Annotated in this window: 11 protein-coding genes; 5 read left to right on the top strand and 6 right to left on the bottom strand. The window is 68.1% G+C overall.

The annotated features are described in order from the left end of the window. Positions 1–119: 119 nt before the first annotated feature. Positions 120–4,895 (top strand): glutamate synthase-related protein, encoded by a 4,776-nt coding sequence (locus N5D62_RS06710; RefSeq protein ID WP_279756880.1) that lies wholly within the window; start codon positions 120–122, stop codon positions 4,893–4,895. Positions 4,896–4,953: 58 nt separating this feature from the next. Then, complete coding sequence (locus N5D62_RS06715; RefSeq protein ID WP_279756881.1) at positions 4,954–6,441, top strand: glutamate synthase subunit beta; 1,488 nt, start codon at positions 4,954–4,956, stop codon at positions 6,439–6,441. Between the two features lie 102 nt (positions 6,442–6,543). Here N5D62_RS06715 and N5D62_RS06720 read toward each other — a convergent pair whose 3' ends face one another. From N5D62_RS06720 to N5D62_RS06745, 6 genes are read right to left on the bottom strand one after another with little or no spacing between them, the layout of a single operon-like run. Further along, positions 6,544–10,344 (bottom strand): PilC/PilY family type IV pilus protein, encoded by a 3,801-nt coding sequence (locus N5D62_RS06720; protein WP_279756882.1) that lies wholly within the window; start codon positions 10,342–10,344, stop codon positions 6,544–6,546. A gap of 11 nt (positions 10,345–10,355) precedes the next feature. After that, a complete protein-coding gene (locus N5D62_RS06725) occupies positions 10,356–10,973 on the bottom strand; it encodes a hypothetical protein (protein WP_279756883.1) in 618 nt (205 codons plus the stop codon). A gap of 33 nt (positions 10,974–11,006) precedes the next feature. Then, a complete protein-coding gene (locus N5D62_RS06730) occupies positions 11,007–12,194 on the bottom strand; it encodes a PilW family protein (RefSeq protein ID WP_279756885.1) in 1,188 nt (395 codons plus the stop codon). A gap of 8 nt (positions 12,195–12,202) precedes the next feature. Then, complete coding sequence (locus N5D62_RS06735; RefSeq protein WP_279756886.1) at positions 12,203–12,598, bottom strand: prepilin-type N-terminal cleavage/methylation domain-containing protein; 396 nt, start codon at positions 12,596–12,598, stop codon at positions 12,203–12,205. Between the two features lie 4 nt (positions 12,599–12,602). Further along, positions 12,603–13,244 carry a prepilin-type N-terminal cleavage/methylation domain-containing protein gene (locus tag N5D62_RS06740; protein WP_279756887.1) on the bottom strand — a complete coding sequence of 214 codons (642 nt, stop codon included), beginning with the start codon at positions 13,242–13,244 and terminating at the stop codon, positions 12,603–12,605. Further along, positions 13,238–13,708 (bottom strand): prepilin-type N-terminal cleavage/methylation domain-containing protein, encoded by a 471-nt coding sequence (locus N5D62_RS06745; protein ID WP_279756888.1) that lies wholly within the window; start codon positions 13,706–13,708, stop codon positions 13,238–13,240. Before N5D62_RS06745 ends, N5D62_RS06740 begins: the two co-directional genes overlap by 7 nt. Before the next feature lie 281 nt (positions 13,709–13,989). On the opposite strand from N5D62_RS06745, the gene N5D62_RS06750 reads away from it, so the two are divergent. The 3 genes from N5D62_RS06750 (at position 13,990) to mlaD (ending at position 16,158) form a co-directional block, all read left to right on the top strand. After that, positions 13,990–14,832, top strand: a complete 843-nt coding sequence (locus tag N5D62_RS06750) for an ABC transporter ATP-binding protein (protein ID WP_279756889.1) — start codon at positions 13,990–13,992, stop codon at positions 14,830–14,832. Further along, positions 14,829–15,608, top strand: coding sequence for a lipid asymmetry maintenance ABC transporter permease subunit MlaE (mlaE, locus tag N5D62_RS06755; RefSeq protein ID WP_279756890.1), 780 nt, complete (start codon positions 14,829–14,831; stop codon positions 15,606–15,608). Before N5D62_RS06750 ends, mlaE begins: the two co-directional genes overlap by 4 nt. Before the next feature lie 61 nt (positions 15,609–15,669). Continuing rightward, entirely contained in the window at positions 15,670–16,158 is a 489-nt protein-coding gene (mlaD, locus tag N5D62_RS06760; protein WP_279756891.1) for an outer membrane lipid asymmetry maintenance protein MlaD, read from the top strand. Positions 16,159–16,227 lie beyond the last annotated feature (69 nt).

Consider the following 16,227-nt stretch of genomic DNA (forward strand, 5'->3'; position numbering starts at 1 on the left):
ATCGGCGTACAACGCATTCGTTAAAGCGAGCCTGACCCTATTTAGTTCTGCTTGTGCCGTTCCGGCACGCGCCTTAACCTGCGCGGGTTTCGTTTTCCCGAGAGTCCAGGAGGCCACCGATGTCGGCAGCTCAAGATCCGCGCCCCGCGCAAGCGTCGTCCCCCACGTCCCCGAACGAGATCCGCGAGCTCGCCGCCCACGGCCTGTACGACGGCAAGAACGAGAAGGACGCCTGCGGCCTGGGCTTCGTCGCCCACATCAAGGGCCAGAAGGCGCATCACATCGTCCAGCAGGGCCTGAAGATCCTGGAGAACCTGGATCACCGCGGCGCGGTCGGCGCGGACAAGCTGATGGGCGACGGCGCCGGCATCCTGATCCAGATCCCCGACGAGTTCTATCGCGCCGAGATGGCGACGCAGGGCGTCACGCTGCCGCCGCCCGGGGAGTACGGCGTCGGCATGATCTTCCTGCCCAAGGAACACGCGTCGCGGCTGGCCTGCGAGCAGGAACTCGCCCGCGCGATCAAGGCCGAGGGCCAGGTGCTGCTGGGCTGGCGCGACGTGCCGGTCGACCGCGACATGCCGATGTCGCCGACGGTGCGCGAGAAGGAACCGATCATCCGGCAGATCTTCATCGGACGCGGCCCGGACATCATCGTCCCCGACGCGCTCGAGCGGAAGCTGTACGTGATCCGCAAGACCGCCTCCAGCGCGATCCAGGCGCTGCAGCTGACGCACAGCCGCGAGTACTACGTGCCGTCGATGAGCTGCCGCACCGTCATCTACAAGGGCCTGCTGCTGGCGGACCAGGTCGGCAAGTACTACCGGGACCTGGCCGATCCGCGGGTCGTCTCCGCGATCGCGCTGGTGCACCAGCGCTTCTCGACCAACACCTTCCCCGAGTGGCCGCTGGCCCACCCGTACCGGATGGTCGCGCACAACGGCGAGATCAACACCGTCAAGGGCAACTTCAACTGGATGCGCGCCCGCGAGGGCGTCATGAAGTCCCCGGTGCTGGGCGACGACCTGAAGAAGCTGTACCCGATCAGCTTCGAGCATCAGTCCGACACGGCGACCTTCGACAACGCCATCGAGCTGCTGACGATGTCGGGCTACCCGCTCGCGCACGCCGCGATGATGATGATCCCGGAGGCCTGGGAACAGCACGAGTGGATGGACGAGCGCCGCCGCGCGTTCTACGAGTACCACGCCGCGATGATGGAACCGTGGGACGGCCCGGCCGCGATGGTCTTCACCGACGGCCGCCAGGTCTGCGCCGCGCTGGACCGCAACGGCCTGCGCCCCGCCCGCTACTGGGTCACCGACGACGACCTGGTCGTGCTGGCCTCCGAGTCCGGCGTGCTGCCGATCCCCGAATCCCGCGTCGTCAAGAAGTGGCGGCTGCAGCCCGGCAAGATGTTCCTGATCGACCTGGAGCAGGGCCGCATCATCGATGACGAGGAGCTGAAGACGCAGTACGCGAACGCGCGTCCGTACCGCCAGTGGATCGAGAACGTCCGCGTCAAGCTCGACGAGGTGCCGGCGCCGGAAGCGGTCGCCCCGGTCTTCCCCGCGTCGCTGCTGGACCGCCAGCAGGCCTTCGGCTTCACGCAGGAGGACATCAAGTTCCTGCTCGCGCCGATGGCCGCCAATGGCGAGGAGGGCATCGGCTCGATGGGCAACGACAGCCCGCTGGCCGTGCTGTCCGACAAGGACAAGCCGCTCTACAACTACTTCAAGCAGCTGTTCGCGCAGGTCACCAACCCGCCGATCGACCCGATCCGCGAAGCGATCGTGATGTCGCTGAACAGCTTCATCGGGCCCAAGCCCAACCTGCTCGACATCAACGCGGTCAACCCGCCGATGCGTCTCGAAGTGACGCAGCCGGTGCTGGACTTCGAGTCGATGGCCCGCCTGCGCGCGATCGAGCCGCACACCAACGGCAAGTTCAAGCCCTATGAGCTCGACATCACCTATCCGCTGGATTGGGGCCGCGAGGGCGTCGAGGCGCAACTGGCCTCGCTGTGCGCCGAGACCGTCGACGCGATCAAGAGCGGCCACAACATCCTGATCATCACCGACCGCCACCTGAGCGCGAACCGCGTGGCGATCCCGGCGCTGCTGGCGCTGTCGGCCGTCCACCACCACCTGGTGCGCGAGGGCCTGCGCACGACCGCCGGCCTCGTGGTCGAGACCGGCACCGCGCGCGAGGTGCACCACTTCGCCGTGCTGGCCGGCTTCGGCGCCGAGGCGGTCCACCCCTACCTGGCGCTGGAGACGCTGCAGGCGATGAGTGCCGAGCTGCCCGCGGCGCTCTCGGCCGACAAGGCGATCTACAACTACATCAAGGCGGTGGGCAAGGGGCTGTCGAAGATCATGTCCAAGATGGGCATCTCGACCTACATGTCCTACTGCGGCGCGCAGATCTTCGAAGCCATCGGCCTGAAGTCGGACTTCGTGCAGAAGTACTTCCGCGGCACGCCGACGCAGGTCGGCGGCATCGGCGTGTTCGAGGTCGCGGAAGAGGCGCTGCGCCTGCACCGCGCCGCCTTCGGCGACGACCCGGTGCTGGAGCACATGCTCGACGCCGGCGGTGAATACGCCTGGCGCACCCGCGGCGAGGAACACATGTGGACCCCCGACGCGATCGCGAAGCTGCAGCACAGCACGCGCTCGGGCAAGTTCGACACGTACAAGGAATACGCCCAGCTGATCAACGACCAGAGCAAGCGCCACATGACGCTGCGCGGCCTGTTCGAGTTCAAGTTCGATCCGGCCAAGGCGATCCCGCTCGAGGAGGTCGAGCCGGCCGCCGAGATCGTCAAGCGCTTCGCCACCGGCGCGATGTCGCTGGGCTCGATCTCCACCGAGGCGCACGCGACGCTGGCCGTCGCGATGAACCGCATCGGCGGCAAGAGCAACACCGGCGAGGGCGGCGAGGATCCGGCCCGCTACCGCAACGAGCTCAAGGGCATCAAGATCGTGCAGGGCACGAAGGTGTCCGACGTGATCGGCGGGAACGTCATCGAGGTCGACTACGAGCTGCAGGACGGCGACTCGATGCGCTCGCGCATCAAGCAGGTCGCGTCGGGCCGCTTCGGCGTCACCGCCGAGTACCTGGTCAGCGCCGACCAGATCCAGATCAAGATGGCGCAGGGCGCCAAGCCCGGCGAGGGCGGCCAGCTGCCCGGCGGCAAGGTGACCGAGTACATCGGTTTCCTGCGCCACTCCGTGCCGGGCGTCGGCCTGATCTCTCCGCCGCCGCACCACGACATCTACTCGATCGAGGACCTGGCCCAGCTGATCCACGACCTGAAGAACGTCAACCAGCGCGCCGACATCTCGGTGAAGCTGGTGTCGGAAGTCGGCGTCGGCACGATCGCCGCGGGCGTGGCCAAGGCCAAGGCCGATCACATCGTGATCGCCGGCCATGACGGCGGCACCGGCGCCTCGCCGTGGTCGTCGATCAAGCATGCGGGCACGCCGTGGGAGCTCGGCCTGGCGGAGGCGCAGCAGACGCTGGTGCTGAACCGGTTGCGCGGCCGCGTCCGCGTGCAGGCCGACGGCCAGATGAAGACCGGCCGCGATGTCGTGATCGGCGCGCTGCTGGGCGCCGACGAGTTCGGCTTCGCGACCGCGCCGCTGGTGGTCGAGGGCTGCATCATGATGCGCAAGTGCCACCTGAACACGTGCCCCGTGGGCGTGGCCACGCAGGACCCGGTGCTGCGCCGCAAGTTCAGCGGCAAGCCCGAGCACGTGGTGAACTACTTCTTCTTCGTCGCGGAAGAGGCGCGCCAGATCATGGCGCAGCTGGGCCTGCGCAAGTTCGACGAGCTGATCGGCCGCGCCGACCTGCTCGACACCAAGAAGGGCATCAGCCACTGGAAGGCCAAGGGCCTGGACTTCGGCCGCGTCTTCCATCGTCCGGAACTGCCGGCCGACGTCGCCCGCCTGCACAACGACCGCCAGGACCATGGCCTGGAACGCGCGCTCGACGTCAAGCTGATCGAGAAGTGCCTGCCCGCCTTCGACAAGGGCGAGAAGGTGCAGTTCATGCAGGAGGTGACCAACGTCCGCAGAACGGTGGGCGCGATGCTCTCCGGCGAACTGGTCCGCCGTCATCCCGAAGGGCTGCCCGATCACACGATCTTCATCCAGATGGAGGGTACCGGCGGCCAGAGCTTCGGCGCCTTCCTGGCCTCGGGCATCACCTTCTACCTGATCGGCGACGCCAACGACTACACCGGCAAGGGCCTGTCGGGTGGCCGCGTGGTGGTGCGTCCTTCGATCGACTTCCGCGGCGACGCGACGAAGAACATCATCGTCGGCAACACCGTGCTGTACGGCGCGACCAAGGGCGAGGCCTTCTTCCGCGGCGTGGCCGGCGAGCGCTTCGCGGTGCGCCTGTCGGGCGCGACGGCGGTCGTCGAAGGCACCGGCGACCACGGCTGCGAGTACATGACCGGCGGCACCGTCGCGGTGCTGGGCAAGACCGGCCGCAACTTCGCCGCCGGCATGAGCGGCGGCATCGCCTACGTCTTCGACGAGGACGGCCAGTTCGCCAAGCGCTGCAACACCAGCATGGTGTCGCTGGACAAGCTGCTGCCGGCGCACGAGCAGGAGGCCACGGTCGACAAGGCTATCTGGCACAAGCTCGGCGACGGCGAGGTGCGCACCGACGAGGCCATCCTCAAGAAGCTGATCGAGGACCACCACCGCTGGACCGGCAGCCAGCGCGCGCGGGACATCCTGGACCACTGGGCCGAGTCGCGCGCCAAGTTCGTCAAGGTGTTCCCGACCGAGTACCGCCGCGCGCTCGGCGAGCTGGGTGCCGCGAAGGAGACGGCCGCCACGATCGCGCACGCCAAGGCGCCGGCCGCCAAGGCCAAGGTCTGAGCGGTCCGCCGCCCGGGATCACAGGAATCAGGATTCAGGCATTCAGGAGAAAGCCGACATGGGAAAAGTCACCGGCTTCATGGAGTACGAGCGTCTGGAAGAGGGCTACGCGCCCGTCGAGACGCGGCTCGGCCATTACAAGGAATTCGTCATCGGCCTGAACGTCGAGCAGGCGAAGCAGCAGGGCGCGCGATGCATGGACTGCGGCACGCCGTTCTGCAACAGCGGCTGCCCGGTCAACAACATCATTCCGGACTTCAACGACCTGGTGTACCGGGGCGGCGAGACGGACTGGAAGAGCGCCATCGCGGTGCTGCACTCGACCAACAACTTCCCCGAGTTCACCGGCCGCATCTGCCCCGCGCCCTGCGAGGCGGCCTGCACGCTCAACGTCAATGACGACGCGGTCGGCATCAAGTCGATCGAGCACGCGATCATCGACCGCGCCTGGGCCGAGGGCTGGGTGACGCCCAGACCGGCCAAGCTGAGAACCGGCAAGAAGGTGGCGGTCGTCGGTTCCGGCCCGGCCGGGCTGGCGGCGGCGCAGCAGCTGGCGCGCGCCGGCCACGACGTGACGGTGTTCGAGAAGAACGACCGGGTCGGCGGCCTGCTGAGATACGGCATTCCCGACTTCAAGATGGAGAAGAGCCACATCGACCGCCGCGTCCAGCAGATGGAGGCGGAGGGCGTGGTGTTCCGCACCGGCGTGATGGTGGCGCACCTGCCCGAGGGCTCGAAGGTCACCAACTGGGCCAAGGACGTGGTGACGGCCGACGAGTTGTCGCAGCAGTTCGACGCGGTGCTGCTGGCCGGCGGCGCGGAGCAGTCGCGCGACCTGCCGGTGCCGGGCCGTGACCTGGCGGGCGTGCATTTCGCGATGGAGTTCCTGCCGCAGCAGAACAAGATCAACGCCGGCGACAAGCTCAAGAGCCAGATCCGCGCGGACGGCAAGCATGTGATCGTGATCGGCGGCGGCGACACCGGCAGCGATTGCGTCGGCACCAGCAACCGCCACGGCGCCAAGAGCGTCACCCAGTTCGAGCTGATGCCGCAGCCGCCCGAGGTCGAGGACCGGCCGCTGACCTGGCCCTACTGGCCGATCAAGCTGCGCACCTCGTCGAGCCACGAGGAGGGCTGCGAGCGCGAGTTCGCGATCGCCACGAAGGAGTTCGTCGGCGGCGAGGGCAAGGACAAGGGCAAGGTCGTCGGCGTGAAGACGGTCCGGGTCGAGTGGGTCAACGGCAAGATGGCCGAGGTGCCGGGCAGCGAGCAGGTGCTCAAGGCCGACCTGGTGCTGCTGGCGATGGGTTTCGTGAGCCCGGTGGCGTCGATCGTCGAGGCCTTCGGCGTCAGCAAGGACGCGCGGGGCAACGCCAAGGCGACGACGGACTTCAACGGCGGCTACAAGACCAACGCGGCGAAGGTGTTCGCCGCTGGCGACATGCGCCGCGGCCAGTCGCTGGTCGTCTGGGCCATCCGCGAAGGCCGCCAGGCCGCCCGGTCGATCGACGAGTTCCTGATGGGAGACAGCGCGCTGCCGCGTTGATCCCGCGCGTGAGGATCCGCTAGGTTCGCGGGATCCTCACCGCACCCGACAAAAGAAAAAGCCCGGCAACCGCCGGGCTTTTCATTGGGAGCGTCGCTCGTCTTACTGGATGCCGCCCGTCGCGTTGCGCAGCGGGATCTCGCGCCAGTTCAGCAGCTTGTTGCCGATGCCCTTCGGATCGTTCGTCGGCGGCAGGCACAGCGTGCCGCCTCCGCAGGTCGCGCTGGGCGTCGTGCCGCTGATCAGCAGCTTCGGCCCATTGGGCGTGTAGATGAACTGCGCGTCGATCACGCCGAAGCCCGGGTCGAAGTAGGCCGCGTTGTTCGTGAACTGCGTCTGGCCGGTGCCCAGGCTCAACGCGTACACGATGCTGCTGCCCGACGGCGAGCACGGGTTGCTGTTGTTCGGCACCGTCGCGGTGAACACCACGATGCCGCCGAAGTACGTCGGGTCGGTCACGACGCGGTAGCCGTTGGCGACGTTCAGGTACCAGCCCATCTGCTGCGTGTAGTCGATCGTGATCGGCTGCGTCACGTCCGTCAGCTGGCGCAGCTTGGCGTTGCCGATCGGATAACTGACCGACGCCGGCAGGTCGGAGGCGACGTTGAACTTGCCCGCCGAGCCGTCGGCGATGGCGTACATGCGCTGCAGCTGCGTGCTGTTGATGTCGTTGGCGGACAGCATCTTGCCGGTGCCGAACACCATGAAGCGGCGGCCCGTCTCCGGCTGGATGACCGGCAGCACGCGCGTCGTGATGGGCTGCGTCGCGTTGGCCTGGTCGGTCGCGCGCGCCACCTTGATGCCTTGCGGGAAAGGCGTGTTGCGCAGGTCGAAGCGCCACACCGAGCCACGCAGGTCGCCGGCGTAGACCGACTCGGCCACCAGCGAGGTCAGGTCCGGATAGAAGGCCGTCACCTGGGTCATGCCCGACGGGCTGGCGCCGGAACCGTCGTCGTCGGTCACGGTCACGCCGGCCGGCGTGTCGATGCGGGTGATCAGCGTGCCGGTGCGGGCGTTGATGATGTACAGGTGGTTCTTGCCGCTGCCGTTGTTGTGACCGGCCGGCACGATGACCACCCAGCCATGGGCCGCGGTCCGCGTGACCAGCGGCTGGCCGAAGGTGTAGCCCATGTCGGCTTCGGTGAACTCCCAGAGGACCTTGGTTGCCGCGATGGTTTCAGTCGTCATCGCGGTCGGGTCCAAGTCGGTCACATCCAGGGCGTAGATCATCTTGCCGCCCTTGCCCAGGCCGCCCACGACGATCGAACGCCAGTCGGAGCCGGAGCCCCCGACGGTGTTGCCGAAGTCCACGTCCATCGTCACCGGCGGCGCGTCGACCATGAAGTAGTGGTTGAAGTTCGGATTGCCCAGCGATTGCAGGCCGTTGACCGCCGGCGTGTTGGTCGGGCCGGCGAAGACCGCGCTGGGGATGTAGGCGAAGAGTTCACGACCCGCCGTCGCACCGGACAAGCTGCCGTCGATCACATGCACGACGCCTTGGTTGGTGCCGGCGATGACGACGTTGGGGCGCCTGGACTTTGCGGCCTTGTAGGCGCTGTAGCCCGGATTGCTGACCTCGGACAGGTTCAGCGAGGGCGGACCCACGACGATCAGCTTGGCGTTGACGATGTCGCCGACCAGGGACGAGCGGTCGCGGTACTTCTTCGAGCTGCCGTTGACGGTCGAGCTCTGTTCCTGGGTGCGGTCGCCGCGCAGGTAATTCAGATAGTCCTGCGCGTCACCGCCGCGGTAACTGGTGTTCAGCGAGGTCGACTGCGCGTTGCTGAGATTGCCCAGGAGGAACGGCACCGCCGCCTTGGTCGAATCGTTGACGGTCACCATGAGGCGGTTGGTCTTCCAGCCGGTGCCGCTGGCCTGCGCGTCCAGCTTGGTCGAGAAGCGCCAGACGTCGGTCGCCGAGATGCTGGTGCCGCTGACGTTGAGCGAGCTCGCGATCACGTCGCCGGACCAGGTCGCGGCGTCGAACTGCGAGGCGTAGTTGGCCGTGCCCGCCGCCACCGACTGCTGCGCGTTGGTGAACGAGGTCGACAGCGCCTTCATCCGCGACGCGATGCTCGCGAACGCCGACGTCAGGCCGCTGACCATCAGGTCGGGACGCGCGGCGGTGTAGTAGGTGTCCGGGCGCAGTTGGCTGCCCACGGTGTCGGTCGACGGGCCGGTGTGCCAGTACGCCTGCGGCAGGTCGGTCGTGCGGCCGGTCGGGTCGAAGTCGGTGGGCAGCACCGCGCCGCCGTACTTCGTGGCCAGGTAGTACTGGTTGTTGGTCTTGTAGGTCGAGGCCTCCAGCACGTCCAGCCAGTAGGTCTGGACCGTCTGCTTGCCGGTGGTCTTAATGTCGTTGCCCGGCGTCGGACGGATGTCGTTGGTGTTGGCCCAGTACGCCATGCCGGCCATCAGCGCACCGTTGTTGGTGCAGCAGGCCGGGTTGTTGTAGGGCGAGATCGACGCCAGGTTGTTGATGCCCGCCATCGTGCCGACCATGTTGGTCCAGGTCGTGGCGTTGAAGCCGGTGTCGGCGGAGACCTCGCCCGGCTTGGTCGGCTCGGACGCGCCACTGGCGCCGGGCAGGTTGCGGTCAGCGTGGGTGTTGACGTCGCCGATGCCCAGGATGAAGTTCTTCTGGCAGTAGTACTGGATCGGGTCGTCCCAGCTGGTGATCACCGGGAAGCCGTCGGCCCACGTCGCCTTGGTCGTCGCATTCGCGCCCGAGGTGTCGGTGTACGACGACACGTTGCCGATGTTGCGGAAGTAGCGCAGCGCCGTGTAGTACAGCTCGCCGACCGGGTCATAGGTCTTGTAGGTCTTCGAGGCGCCGAACTTGTTCAGGTAGTTCATCACCCCGCTGTTGGAGATCGTCGTGCTGAAGGCGGTCGAGGTCGCCGCGGCATCGGTCGAGTCGGGGTTGGTCACCATGATGCCGGTGGCCGAGTCCCATTCCTTCGCCGCGTTGTCGACCGGATCGCCGCCGGGGACCGGCTTGCTCGGCCCCACGAACTTCTGGCGCGCGCGCAGCACGCCGCCGTCGCGGCTCACGGTCCCGTCGTTCAGATAGCCGAACGCGCTGAAGCGGATCTGGTCCGCGTACTGCTGGATCAGGCCCTCGGGCTTGTAGTTGGTGCCGTACTGCTTGCACCGGCCCTCGAGGAAACCGATGCCCAGCCGCGCGTCGCAGACGCGCGCGCGCACCGCCACTGTGTAAGACGTGCCGACGGCCACGGTGGCGCCCGGCGTGTACGGCGTGGGCGCCGTGCTGCTGTTGTTGTTGCCGGTGCTGGTGAAGCGCAGCAGGTTGCCCATGCCCTGGATGCGCAGCCGCAGGTCGGTCCAGTTGAATGGCGTCGCGCCCCGGATGACGCTCTGCATGTCGCTCAGCGTGCGGTCCGGGAAGTTGGAGGTGCTGCCCTGGCCGCTGGCCCACGCTTTCTCGATCACTGTGGCGGTGGCCGTGTCGACGACGCGCTGGCCGCCGGTCAGCGCCCAGCGGAACGGGTCGATCGTCTGCGTCGTCGCCCAGTTCAGGAAGTTGCCGCTCCACTTGCCGGTGCAGGTGCGCGTCGTGTTCGTGGCTGTCGGCGCGAAGTGGTCGACATCGACACCCCCCGCCGCCAACGAGTTCGCCAGCACATAGTCGTAGCACTTGTACGGGTCGAAGTAGCCCAGGTAGGTCGACGCCGGGTTGTAGACCGTGTCCAGGTGGGCGTTGCCGACCGCGGTCGGGAATTCGACCGACAGCGCCAGCGCCAGGTTGCCCGGCACGGACACGGAGGCGAAGACCGGCTTGTCGGCCAGCAGCGTCTGGGCCAGGGCACCGGAACCGGCGGCGCACAGCGCGCTCGCGGCAGCGGCGCCCAGCAGGCACCGGCGAAGTGTGGAAAGGGACATCATGACCTCGATCAGTTGGTCGACGTGTAGGTCGTCTGATAGAACGCGTAGGAATCGTGCGGGCCGCGGACACGCACCGTGATGCGGTAGGTCGGTTGCGGCACGACCTTCGGATTGCGCGGGTTGTAGCCCGAGTTGTCGGAGCGACCGAGCACCTGGCAGTTGTTCACCGTGTAGGTGCCGCCCGTCGTGCACAGGCGGTCGATCAGGTAATGGAGCTCGATGCCGTCGGCCTGGTCCTTGATCGCGTTGCCGCCGACGCCCAGGCCGTTCAGGCCGTCGATGTCGTTCAGGTTCAGCATCGCCAGCGGAATGCCGGAGGCGTCGCTGGGCAGCAGCGTCGCGCTGTAGTTCAGCGTCGGGCTGCTGACCTGGCGGTTCAGCGGATCGGCGAGCCCGCCGGTGGTCAGCGACGTGAAGGCGGCGCGCACCGCGCGCTCGGCCTGGTTGGTCATGTCGCGCTTGAAGCCGAAGTTGCCGGAGTTCAGCATCGACACGCTCATCGAGCGCATCGTCGCGGCCGCGCCGATCAGCAGGATGGCCAGCGTGACCAGCGCGATCACCATGATCACGCCGCGCTGTCGGCGCGCCGCTCGCGCGGCTCGGGAGGGCGGGGGAAGGGGACGCATCGTCGGGGTCCTTGTGGAGACAGGGGCGCTCGTTCAGGGGGGCGGCGTGCGGAACGGCGACGCCATGATGGGATTGCGCAACGGGACCGTGAACTCGACGACCTTGTAGTTGCGCTTCTCCTCGCCCGCGGGCAGGCCGACGATCACCTGCGCGCCGGCGCCCAGCGACTGGAACATCGTGAACGACGTCGGCGACACCGGGCCGCTGTCCTCGATGCGGTCGCCGCGCAGCAGCAGCGCGACGCGCAACGCCACGATGTTCACCGCCGGCGAGGCATTGCCCGTCGCGGCATTCATCGCCAAGGTCGTGAAGGCGCCGGTGTTGGGCGCGATCCAGGCGCTCACGATGCCGTCCTGGCCGCCGCTGATGCCGTAGCGCACCCGCATGTCCATGACGTTGTCGGCCAGCGGCACCGGCGTCGTCGGGGCGCCCGGCATGTTGTTCAGCCGGAGCAGGTCGTAGGCGACCAGCTGCCGCGAGCCATTGATGCCCAGCAGTTGCAGCCGCGGGATGTTGCCCGTCTGGTTGCCCATGTTGATCAGCGCGCTGCCGGCCGTGCCGAAGCTCGTGATGCCGGGACCGGCGGCGCCGTTGAAGTACGGCCCGGCGAAGTTGACCTGCGGATTGCCGGCGCCGCCGGCATAGGTCGGATTGGCCTGCACCACCAGGCAGTCGCGCGGGGCCGGGTCGGTCAGCAGCATGATGTCGCTGCCCCGGATGCCCAGCGTGTTGTTCAGCTGTAGCGAGTTGGCCGTGACGCTGCCCAGCAGCACCTCCATCGGCGCCTCGCTCAGGCCCGCCGAGGCGGTCATCACCTGGATCACGTCCGAGCCGTTGTTGCCCTGGCCCGGGTACACGAGCACCGGCAGCGCGCGCACCGCCGTGTCGACGCCGGCGAACGGCGCCGGGAAGGCGCCGGGGCCCGGCAGGATCACCGTGCCGTTGAGCGAGGCGTTGATCCGGCAGCCCAGCGAGCCAGTGTTCTGCGACAGGCCCGAGCCGGCGCTGCGCAGCTGGCGGTCCAGGTCGTAGGCGATGTAGCCCACGTTCAGCGCCAGGTCGGAGGTGGTGGAGTTGCGGCGCTTGGAGGTCTCGTAGCGCGTCATGATGACGCCCAGCGCGGCGATCAGCACCAGGCCGATCGTCATCGAGATGAGCAGCTCGACCAGCGTGAAGCCCTGCGCCCGGCGGACCGGGCGAGGGGGGAGGTGTCGGGTCATCGTCATGATCAGTTCAGGCGCACGTCGGTGGTGTAGCGGCGCGCGGCACCCGTGGGCGTGGTCCAGGTGATGGTGATCGTGGCGGTGCGGTCGGCGGCGACGGCGACGGCGCCGGCCGCGTTCTGCAGGCCCGACTGCGACGCATCGGCCACCCGGGCGGACCAGGCCGCCGAGTCGACGTTGGGCGAGTTGGCCAGCCACATCGCGTTGACCATGTCGCTGGCCAGCAGCGACGCGCGCAGGTTGTCCTCGGTCGCCGAGGAGGTCTGCGAGGCACGCGCCATCAGCGTCACCAGGCCGACGATGCCGACCGTCATGACCATCATCGCGACCATCAACTCGATCAGCGTCATGCCGCGCGCGCGGCGGCGCGGGGTGGAGCGGGCGTTTTGGAAGGGTTTCATGGCGTCACACGGTCCAGCCGACGTTGGTCCGCGGGCAGCCGTCGGGCACATCGGCCTCGAGGCGGTCCCGGTCGCACAGCCGCACGCCGCCACCCAGGGTCACCCAGACGGACAGCCGCTTCATGTTGCGCACGTCGACGGTGGTGTCGACCCAGTAGACGATCTGGCCGGACGCCGGCATGTTGCAGGCGGCGGCGCCCGCGACCGGGTTGTTCAGCGCCAGCGGGCGGCCGCTCGGGCCGAAGCACACCGCCAGCGGGCCCTTGATCGTCAGGTTGGCGGTCGTGTCCGAGATCGCGCCGCACTGCGCCGGCGCGATCACGTTGCCGCCGCCCGGCAGGGTCAGCACGAGGTTGGGGATGGTCTTGACGATCCAGTACGCGCCGTCGGCCACCGCGGGCTCGTTGCCCACGCAGGTCGCCTGGTCGGTGCGGTAGAACACCACCGGCTGGAAGCTCTTGACGGCCTCGGCCTGCGCCAGGCGCAGCCCGGTCGACAGCGTGCTGCCGACGGTGCGGACCTGCGCGTTGGCGGACCAGGAGCGGATCGCCGGCGCGGCCAGCGCGGTGCTCAGGCCGATGATCGCGATGACGATCAGCAGCTCGATGAGCGTGACCCCGCGGCCGGCGCGGCGCACGCTCAGCACGTGTCCCCCTTGCGCATCAGCCACTTCACGTTGCACGTGTTCCAGCCGGTGGGCGCCGAGGTGGTGGCGCGCACGTCGGCCTGGGTGATCGTGTAGCGGAAGCCGCTGAGCACCGTGTCGGAGCTGGTCGCGACCAGCTGGTAGGTGGTGGCCGTCGGCGCGACCGCGCAGGTGACGACGAACTTGCCGTAGGTCTGCGGCGTCGCGCACGGGGGCGAGGCGCCGCCGGACGCGGCATAGGTGCGGAAGTTCTGGAAGTAGGCCTCCATGTCCGCCCGTCCCTGGGTCAGCCCGGTGGCGGCGTCGGTCAGCGAACCCCGCATCGCGTAGTCCCGGTAGGCCGGATAGGCGATGCCCGCCAGGATGCCGACGATGGCGACCACCACCATCAGCTCGATCAGCGTGAAGCCCCGCGCGACGAGGTGGCGGCCCAGCCGCGAACGGTTCCCGAGAATCCCAGACATGTTGTGCTCCTTGTTGCGGAAATTATCGGCAGCGGCCCGCGGAAGGCGAGGCCGCTCGTCGTGCCTCGCATTCCGCCCGTCTCGCCGCGGCCTCCAGTCGTGACGTCCGTCACGATTCGATGAGCGGGGGAGCGAACCCCCGCCGTCAATCCCCCTTGATCGGGCTGTCGCATATCGCCACCCCGCCCCAGGGACCCTCCGGCATCAATTCGGGCTTTACCCTATGATCCCGGCTCCCGGACGCCTGCCGCCCGGCAACGTCCTGGATCAATCCCAAGGAAATGGCATTCTCTGATCCCAATTCATCCAAAAACGTCCGTCCACTGATTGAAGTGAGGGATGTGACCGTCGGTTATGGCGACCGGGTCATCCTCAAGGATGTCAACGTGACGTTGCCGCGCGGCAAGGTGATGGCGCTGATCGGGTCCTCCGGCGGCGGCAAGACGACGCTGCTGCGCCTGCTGACGCGCCAGCTGCGGCCGCAGTCGGGACAGGTGCTGTTCGACGGGCAGGACCTGGCGCCGATGGACCAGGCCCAGCTGTACGCGCAGCGTCGCCGCATGGGCATGCTGTTCCAGTTCGGCGCGCTGTTCACCGACCTGAGCGTGTTCGAGAACGTCGCCTTCCCGCTGCGCGAGCACACCCGGCTGCCCGAGGCGATGATCCGCGACCTGGTGCTGATGAAGCTCAACGCGGTCGGCCTGCGCGGCGCCCGCGACCTGATGCCCAACGAGGTCTCCGGCGGCATGGCCCGCCGCGTCGCGCTGGCCCGCGCGATCGCGCTGGATCCCGACCTCGTGCTGTACGACGAGCCCTTCGCCGGCCTGGATCCGATCTCGCTGGGCGTGACCGCCCGCCTGATCCGCGACCTCAACGACGCGCTCGGCCTGACCAGCGTGATCGTGTCGCACGACATCCACGAGACCTTCGGCATCGCCGACCACGTCGTGATGGTGGCCAACGGCGGCGTCGTCGCCCAGGGCACGCCCCAGGAACTGCGCGAGAGCCGCGACCCGCTGGTGCACCAGTTCGTCAACGCCGAGTCCGACGGCCCGGTGCGCTTCCACCAGCCCGCCAAGCCGGTCCGCGAGGACTTCGGCCTGCCGCAGGAGGCCTCCGCATGATCGGCCTGGCCACTTCGATCGGGCGCGGCCTGCGCCTGAAGCTCGGCGACTGGGGCTGGTCGGCCCGGCTGCTGGGCGCGCTGCTGCTGCACCTGGGCGCCTGCCTGCGCCGCTTCGCGCTGGTGCGCGAGCAGATCTACTTCCTGGGCAACCGCTCGCTGTCGATCATTGGCGTGTCGGGCCTGTTCGTCGGTTTCGTGCTGGCGCTGCAGGGCTACTACACGCTGCAGCGCTATGGCTCGGCCGAGGCCGTCGGCCTGCTGGTCGCGCTGAGCCTGGTGCGCGAGCTCGGCCCGGTCGTGGCGGCGCTGCTGTTCGCCGGACGCGCCGGTACCTCGCTGACCGCGGAAATCGGCCTGATGAAGGCCGGCGAGCAGCTCAGCGCGATGGAGATGATGGCGGTCGACCCGGTGCAGCGCGTGCTCGCGCCGCGCTTCTGGGCCGGCTTCATCGCGATGCCCTTGCTGGCGGCGGTGTTCTCGGCGGTCGGGATCATGGGCGGCTGGCTGGTGGCGGTGCCGCTGATCGGCATCGACGCGGGCTCGTTCTGGTCGCAGATGCAAGGCGGCGTGGACGTGTTCAAGGATGTCGGCAACGGCTTCGTCAAGAGCGTCGTTTTCGGCATCACCGTCAGCTTCGTCGCGCTGCTGCAAGGTTATGCCTGCAAGCCCACGCCCGAGGGCGTGTCGCAGGCGACCACCCGCACCGTGGTGCTGTCCTCGCTCGCCGTGCTGGGCCTGGACTTCATCCTGACCGCCATGATGTTCTCGATCTGACGCCCCGCGCGCGGACCGCTGGAACGACAACCGAATTCAAGAGATACCTCGGAGTTGCCTGATGCAATCCTCTCGTTATGACGCGCTGGTCGGGTTCTTCGTGCTGCTGGGCGGCGCGGCCCTGCTGTTCCTGGCCCTGAAGGCCGGCAACCTGCTGACGCTGAACTTCCAGGACACGTACACGGTCACCGCCAAGTTCGACAACATCGGCGGCCTGAAGCCGGGCGCCGCGGTCAAGAGCGCCGGCGTGGTCGTGGGCCGGGTCGGCACGATCTCGTTCGACGACAAGAGCTTCCAGGCGCGCGTGATCCTGAACATGAACCAGGGCGTGGCCTTCCCCAAGGACAGCTCGGCCAAGATCCTCACGTCCGGGCTGCTGGGCGAGCAATACATCGGACTGGAACCGGGCGGGGCGGAAAAGAACCTCGCCACGGGCGACATCATCACGCAGACGCAGTCGGCGGTGGTGCTGGAGAACCTGATCGGCCAGTTCCTCTATAACAAGGCGGCCGACGCCTCCTCGGTGCCGGCCTCGGGAGAGAAGCAATGACCATGACCTCGACGGCCGGCCCTCGCGGCCGGACCGACCTCGCGGCCGCGCTGCTGAGCGCCGCGCTGC

The sequence above is a fragment of the Mitsuaria sp. GD03876 genome, from assembly GCF_029840635.1.
Taxonomy (GTDB): domain Bacteria; phylum Pseudomonadota; class Gammaproteobacteria; order Burkholderiales; family Burkholderiaceae_C; genus Roseateles.

Coding starts and splice junctions, on each gene's coding strand:
- mlaE (WP_279756890.1), top strand. CDS start 14,829: ATGATCGGCCTGGCCACTTCGATCGGGCGCGGCCTGCGCCTGAAGCTC.
- N5D62_RS06735 (WP_279756886.1), bottom strand. CDS start 12,598: ATGAAACCCTTCCAAAACGCCCGCTCCACCCCGCGCCGCCGCGCGCGC.
- mlaD (WP_279756891.1), top strand. CDS start 15,670: ATGCAATCCTCTCGTTATGACGCGCTGGTCGGGTTCTTCGTGCTGCTG.
- N5D62_RS06710 (WP_279756880.1), top strand. CDS start 120: ATGTCGGCAGCTCAAGATCCGCGCCCCGCGCAAGCGTCGTCCCCCACG.
- N5D62_RS06715 (WP_279756881.1), top strand. CDS start 4,954: ATGGGAAAAGTCACCGGCTTCATGGAGTACGAGCGTCTGGAAGAGGGC.
- N5D62_RS06730 (WP_279756885.1), bottom strand. CDS start 12,194: ATGACCCGACACCTCCCCCCTCGCCCGGTCCGCCGGGCGCAGGGCTTC.
- N5D62_RS06745 (WP_279756888.1), bottom strand. CDS start 13,708: ATGTCTGGGATTCTCGGGAACCGTTCGCGGCTGGGCCGCCACCTCGTC.
- N5D62_RS06720 (WP_279756882.1), bottom strand. CDS start 10,344: ATGTCCCTTTCCACACTTCGCCGGTGCCTGCTGGGCGCCGCTGCCGCG.
- N5D62_RS06725 (WP_279756883.1), bottom strand. CDS start 10,973: ATGCGTCCCCTTCCCCCGCCCTCCCGAGCCGCGCGAGCGGCGCGCCGA.
- N5D62_RS06750 (WP_279756889.1), top strand. CDS start 13,990: ATGGCATTCTCTGATCCCAATTCATCCAAAAACGTCCGTCCACTGATT.